The 5927-nt window shown below is 76.2% G+C and carries 6 protein-coding genes; 4 read left to right on the top strand and 2 right to left on the bottom strand.

Going from position 1 to position 5927, the window contains the following annotated elements; all coding sequences use genetic code 11:
- The first annotated feature begins 81 nt into the window (after positions 1-81).
- From E4P41_RS20985 to E4P41_RS20975, 3 genes are all read left to right on the top strand, one after another.
- Complete coding sequence (locus E4P41_RS20985) at positions 82-1692, top strand: prolyl oligopeptidase family serine peptidase (protein WP_245177544.1); 1611 nt, start codon at positions 82-84, stop codon at positions 1690-1692.
- Positions 1693-1851: 159 nt separating this feature from the next.
- Positions 1852-2865, top strand: coding sequence for an acetamidase/formamidase family protein (locus E4P41_RS20980; RefSeq protein WP_135143144.1), 1014 nt, complete (start codon positions 1852-1854; stop codon positions 2863-2865).
- A 125-nt stretch (positions 2866-2990) separates the two neighbouring features.
- On the top strand, positions 2991-3272 hold the full coding sequence (locus tag E4P41_RS20975) for a hypothetical protein (RefSeq protein WP_135143143.1): 282 nt from the start codon (positions 2991-2993) through the stop codon (positions 3270-3272).
- Between the two features lie 13 nt (positions 3273-3285).
- On the opposite strand, the gene E4P41_RS20970 is transcribed toward E4P41_RS20975, so the two are convergent.
- Positions 3286-4563, bottom strand: coding sequence for a cytochrome D1 domain-containing protein (locus E4P41_RS20970; RefSeq protein ID WP_135143142.1), 1278 nt, complete (start codon positions 4561-4563; stop codon positions 3286-3288).
- A gap of 73 nt (positions 4564-4636) precedes the next feature.
- On the bottom strand, positions 4637-5317 hold the full coding sequence (locus E4P41_RS20965) for an MBL fold metallo-hydrolase (RefSeq protein ID WP_135143141.1): 681 nt from the start codon (positions 5315-5317) through the stop codon (positions 4637-4639).
- 49 nt (positions 5318-5366) lie between these two features.
- Between E4P41_RS20965 and E4P41_RS20960 the strand changes: the two genes are divergently transcribed.
- On the top strand, positions 5367-5927 hold a 561-nt coding region (locus E4P41_RS20960), incomplete at its 3' end, for an amidase family protein (RefSeq protein ID WP_245177543.1).

Raw genomic sequence — 5927 nt, 5'->3', positions numbered from 1 at the left:
GATCTTGGCCACCGTCTCGCTCACCGACGCCGGGCTGACGCCGTACCACGCGGTCGTCTCCAGCCTCGACAAGCCGCCCGCGTGCCGGAGGCGGACCGCACCGGCGCCGACCGCGCCGCGCAGCCGCCCTGGCTGGTCACCACGCTGCGCTGGCAGGCCGACGGCGTCGGCGTGGTCATCGACCGGCCCAGCCACGTCTTCGTCCTCGACCTGCCACCCGACGGGGCGGACGACGGGACGCCACTGCCGCAGCCCCGCCAGGTCACCGACGGTGTCGCCGACGACGTCGACGTCGCCTGGAGCCCGGACGGCGGCGAGCTGGCCTTCGTCTCCGCCCGGCACGCGCGAGCCGACCGCGACCTGGTCCGCGACGTGTACGCCGTCCCCGCCGCGGGCGGGGCGCTGCGCCGGGTCACCGACGGCCGGGCGGACTGCGCGCTGCCCGCCTACGACCCGTCGGGGAGCTGGATCTGGCTCACCGCCCGGACCGACCTGGGTCCCGACGGGCTCGACGTCGTCGGCCGCGGCGCCACGCTGTGCCGCGTGCCGGCCGCCGGGGGTGCGCTGGAGCCGGTGCTCGACCCGGCGGACACCTGCCGCGGCGACGACTCCCCGGCGACCGTGCTCGGCCGGGGAGCAGCCCACCTCGGCGTGCAGCGGCGCGGAGCCGTCGAGCTGCTCCGGGTGCCGCTGGACGGTGGGCCACCGGAGGCGCTGGTCGACGGGCCGTTCACGGTGCGGGGGGTGGCGGCGGGCGGGGGGGTCGTCGTCGCCACCGTCGGGCACGACCGCTCGGCCGGGGAGCTGATCGCGATCACGCCGGGCCGGCGCCGACTGCTCACCGGCTTCGGCCGCGCGCTGGGCGCCACTGGGCGGCTGCACCGCACGCAGTCGCGCACCGCGGCCGCACCGGACGGGTCCCCGGTGCACGGGTGGGTGACCGTTCCGGACGGGCCCGGGCCGCACCCGGTGCTGCTGTGCGTCCACGACGGGCCGCACCAGCAGGACGGCTGGGCGCTCTCCGTGGACACCCAGGCGCTGGTGTCCGCCGGATACGCCGTCGTCCGGTGCAATCCGCGTGGGTCGTCCGGCTACGGGCAGGCCCACGGCCGGGCGGTCCGCGGGGCGGGTGGCACGGTGGATGCCGACGACGTCGCCGCCTTCCTCGACGCGGTCCTGGAGGACCCCGCGCTCGACGCCGACCGGGTCGGCGTCATGGGCACCGGCTACGGCGGCTGGCTGGCCACGGTGCTGATCGGGCGGACGACGCGGTTCGCCGCCGCCGTCGTCGAGGGGGCGCTCACCGACCCGGCCGGCTTCGCGGCGTCGTCCGACGTCGGCTGGTGGTTCGCCGACCAGTACCTCGGGGCCGAGCCGGCGGTCCGCGCCGTGGACGTGACCACGCCCACCCTGGTGGTCCACGGGGACGGCGACCGGCGCTGCCCGCCCGAGCAGGGGCTGCGGTTCTACGGGGAGCTCAAGCGCCGCGGCGTCCCGTCGGAGCTGCTGCTGTTCCCGGGCGAGGGGCACGACCTCGCCCGCTCCGGGCGACCCCGGCACCGGCTGGTCCGGCTGGAGCACCTGCTGCGCTGGTGGGCGCGCTGGCTGCCGGTCGCTCCGGACGAGGACCCCGCCGAGCTGGCCGGCGACGGCCGCGAGCCACTCACCGTGACGACCACCCGGCTCGTCTGAGGCCCCGCCGCGGGTCGGCGCCGTGTCCGGGAGTGGACCGACCCGCAGGATGCAGCTGCTCGGCGCCCCGTCGGTGGGGGAGCAGACGCCGGACCGGGTGCGGCTGCGGGCCGGGAACGCGCCGTTGCCGACGTCACCGGCGCGTCCCTAGGGTGCGGCATGGACGTCGTCGAGGTCACGCCCGCGTTTGAGCAGTACGCCTTCACCTTCGGCGGCGTCGCCCCGCTCCGGCGAATCCTCCCCGGGACGGCGTTGCGCGTGTGGTCCGACGACGCGTTCTGCGGCGTCCTGCGGAAGCCCTCCGACCTCTCCGGCGAGAAGGTCGACCTGCGCTTCGTCAACCCGCAGACCGGCCCGTTCCACGTGGAGGGCGCCGAGCCCGGGGACACCCTGGCCCTGCACTTCGTCGCGATGGAACCCGCCCGCGACTGGGGCGCGTCGGCCGCCATCCCCTTCTTCGGCGGGCTGACCAGCACCGACCGCGTCGCCACCCTGCAGGACCCGCTGCCGGACACGACCTGGATCTACGAGCTCGACCGGGCCGCCAACACGGTGACCTTCGCCGCCCAGCACACCGACCTGGAGATCGCCCTCCCGGTCGAGCCGATGCTGGGCACGGTCGGCGTCGCGCCGGCCGGCGGGGAGGTGCGCAGCTCGCTGGTGCCCGAGCGGTTCGGCGGCAACATGGACACTCCGCAGATGCGGCCCGGCACCACCTGCTTCCTCGGCGTGAACGTCGAGGGCGCGCTGTTCTCGGTCGGCGACGGGCACTACCGGCAGGGCGAGGGCGAGGCCTGCGGCACCGCCGTCGAGGGCGCGATGACCACGACGCTGATCGTCGAGCTCCTCAAGGGTGGGGCGCCGGCAACAGCTCCGTCATGGCCCCGTCTCGAGGACGACACCCACTGGATGACCGTCGGCTCCAGCCGCCCGCTGGAGGACGCCTGGCGGATCGGGCAGGTGGAGCTGGTCCGCTGGTTCGGCGAGCTCTACGGGCTGCATCCGATGGACGCCTACCAGCTGCTCTCGCAGATCGCCGAGGTGCCGATCGCCAACGTCGTCGACGCGAACTACAGCACCGTGGTGAAGGCGCGGAAATCGCTCCTGCCCCGGGCCGCCGCCTACGGCGGGCTGCACGACGACCTGCGCCGCCGCGCGGCGACCCTGTGCTGATTCCCTGAGCCGCCTGCTCCGTCACCCACCCGACCCACCGCGGAAGGACCGTCGATGGACCTGCAGCGAGACCTCGCCGTGCACGGCGCCCTCACCCGCGGCATCCACCTCTAGGAAGGCCGGTCATGGCCATCGTCTACCCCGTCCAGGCCGACGCACCCGAGCCCGAGGACGGCACCGAGCCCGACTTCGCCGAGCTCGCCGCCGACCTCTCCGACACCTGGCTGGTCGAGGTGGCCGTCAGCGACGACGGGGACGACGCCTGCTTCGGCCCGCTGTCGGCCCACGCGGCCTGGGACCTCGCGCTCGGCATCGACCAGCGCCGGCCGGAGTGGACGGTGTCCGTCGTCCCGCTGCACGTCGCCTGCACCCCCGACGAGCTGGTCGCCCTCTTCGAGGGCGGATAGGACGTCCGGGCGGCTACGCGGTCTCCAGCACCCGCACCGTGCCGTCGCTGCGGTTCGTGACGAGGGCGCGGCGCCCGTCCGGCAGCACCGCGACGCTGGTGGGCGTGACGCCGGTGGCGACCCGGGCGGTCACCGCTCCGGTCGCGGTGTCGACGACCGAGACGGTGCCGTCGCCGGAGTTGGCCGTGTAGAGGTGCCGTCCGTCCGGCGCGTAGGTGACGTGCTGCGGGCTCGCGCCGACCTCCGGCATCGTGGCGACGACGGTCCGCGTGGCGGTGTCGATCAGCGAGACGTCCTCGCCGGCCTGGTTGACCACCGCGACCCGGGTGCCGTCGGGGGACGCCGCGAGGGCCTGGGGACCGCGGCCGACCGGGATCGTGGCCACGATCCCGCCGGTCGCCACGTCGAGGACCGAGACGACGTCCGCGACGGAGTCGGCGGTATAGGCGAGACGGCCGTCGGCGCTGAGCACCACGGCGCGCGGGTTGGGCGTCGTCTCCATCTCGCCCACCATGGCGCCGGTCCGCCCGTCGAGGACGTCGAGGTGCGCGCCGAGGGACATCGGCACGTAGACGCGTTCCCCGTCGGCGCTGACGGCGGCGGCGGAGGGACCGCGGCCGGTCGGGACCGTGTCGACGACGGTGCCGGAGGCGACGTCGAGAACCGCGACGGCGTCCACGCCGGAACCGGCGTCATGGACCGACACGAAGGCGCGCTGACCGTCCGGCGCGAAGGCGACCTGCTGCGGGGGGCCCTCGGCGATCGGGACAGTGCCGACCACCTCGCTGGAGGCGGTGTCGACGACGACCACCGCGGCGGCGGCGGGATCGGCGACGTAGGCGATCCGCCCGTCGGGGGTGACCGCGACGTGGTGCGGCGCCGGCCCGACGGGGACGGCCGGGCCCACGCCCGGCGTGGGCAGGCTCGCGGCCGGGGACGGGGGTGCCGGAGCGGCGGGCTCACCGTCCGACGCTCCGCCCGTCCCCTCCGGCGTCGCGGCGGCCTGCGACGTGTCCACCTGGCCGGCGGGGTCGTCCGCGCTGCGCCACACGACGACGGCCGGCACGGCGACGGCCAGCACGGCGACGGCCACGCCGGCCGCGAGGGCCAGGGCGAGCCGGTGGCGGCGCCTCCTCAGGTGCCTCGCCCGGTGCGGGTGCAGCAATTTCGGGAGGTGTCCCGGGTGGTCGAGCCGGCGGGCACCCGGGAGGTCGGTGCCCCAGTGACCACGGCCGGGGCCGGTCTCGTGCGGGGACCGGGTCGCGGCTCGGTTCCCAGACGGCTCTGCCATGCACGGATGGTGCTCCGTCGGCGCCCATCCGGGGACCGGTGCGCTCGCCGCGGTCCGGGTCCGGCGCGCGATCTCACCAGCCGCGGGCGCGCCACTCCGCCAGGTGCGGGCGCTCGGAGCCCAGCGTCGTGTCCTTGCCGTGGCCGGGATAGACCCAGGTGTCGTCGGGCAGCGGGCCGAACAGCCGCTGCTCGACGTCGTCGATCAGCGAGACGAAGTCCTCCGCCGACCATGTCCTGCCCACCCCGCCCGGGAAGAGGCTGTCCCCGGTGAAGACGTGCGTGCCGGAGTTCCCCGAGCCGCGCCAGACCAGCGCGATGCTGCCCGGCGTGTGGCCGCGCAGGTGCACGACCTCGAGGGTCTGCCCGCCGACCTGCACGGTGTCGCCGTGCTCGACCGGCCGCTGCACGGGAACGGGGAGGTCGGCGGCGTCCGCGGGGTGCGCGACGGTGACCGCGCCGGTCGCCGCGACCACCTCGGGGAGCGCGCGGTGGTGGTCCCAGTGCCCGTGCGTGGTGACGACGGTGCGCACGTCGGCGTCGCCGATCAGCGCGCGCAGCGCCTCCGGCTCGGCCGCCGCGTCGATCAGCAGCGCCTCGCCGGTCGTGGTGTCGCGCAGGAGATAGGCGTTGTTGGCCATCTCGCTGACCGCCAGCTTGCTGATCGTCAGCCCCGGCAGCTCGCGGACGTCCGCCGACCCGCCCACCGCCACGTCACCGGTGTAGCCGTCCCCGGTGTAGCTCCCCGAGCTCATCCCAGCCTCCCGTTCGTGGAGTGTCGGTGGCCGCGGTTACGGTCCACGCATGGACGCTAGCGGAGGTCTGCGGGTCGGCGCCGGGCCCGGCGGGGCGGGGTCCGGGGTCGTCGGGCTCCCGGCCACCGAGCTGGCCGCGCGCGTCCGGTCCGGGGGGCTGACCGCCGTCGAGGTGGTCCGCGCGCACCTGGCCCACCTCGACGAGGTGGAGCCCCGCATCGGCGCCTTCCGCGTCGTCCGCCGCGAGGCGGCGCTGGCCGAAGCGCACGCCGTCGACACCGCGCTCACCCGGTTCGCGATGCCGCTGGCCGGGGTGCCGGTCGCGGTCAAGGACAACGTCGCCGTGGCCGGCGAGGTCTGCACCGACGGCTCGCCGGCCCGCGCCGGGGAGCCGGAGGCGCACGACCACGAGGTCGTGCGGCGGCTGCGCCGGGCGGGGGCCGTCGTCGTCGGCATCACCCGCGTGCCCGAGCTGTGCCTCTACGCCGCCACCGACGGGCCCGGCACGGTCAGCCGCAACCCCTGGGACACGGCGCGCTCGCCGGCCGGCAGCTCCGGCGGGAGCGCGGCCGCGGTCGCCTCCGGGGCGGTGCCGCTCGCGCACGTCAAC

Origin of the sequence: Geodermatophilus sp. DF01-2 (genome assembly GCF_004571065.1) — a bacterium.
In the GTDB taxonomy this organism is placed as follows: Bacteria; Actinomycetota; Actinomycetes; order Mycobacteriales; family Geodermatophilaceae; genus Geodermatophilus.
The sequence above is the reverse complement of the archived record's forward strand: the minus strand, read 5'-3'. Positions and strand labels throughout refer to the sequence as shown.

What these genes read in the sequence shown, in the direction of transcription:
- E4P41_RS20980 (WP_135143144.1), top strand. Translation starts at nt 1,852, where the DNA reads ATGGACGTCGTCGAGGTCACGCCCGCGTTTGAGCAGTACGCCTTCACC.
- E4P41_RS20975 (WP_135143143.1), top strand. Translation starts at nt 2,991, where the DNA reads ATGGCCATCGTCTACCCCGTCCAGGCCGACGCACCCGAGCCCGAGGAC.
- E4P41_RS20970 (WP_135143142.1), bottom strand. Translation starts at nt 4,563, where the DNA reads ATGGCAGAGCCGTCTGGGAACCGAGCCGCGACCCGGTCCCCGCACGAG.
- E4P41_RS20965 (WP_135143141.1), bottom strand. Translation starts at nt 5,317, where the DNA reads ATGAGCTCGGGGAGCTACACCGGGGACGGCTACACCGGTGACGTGGCG.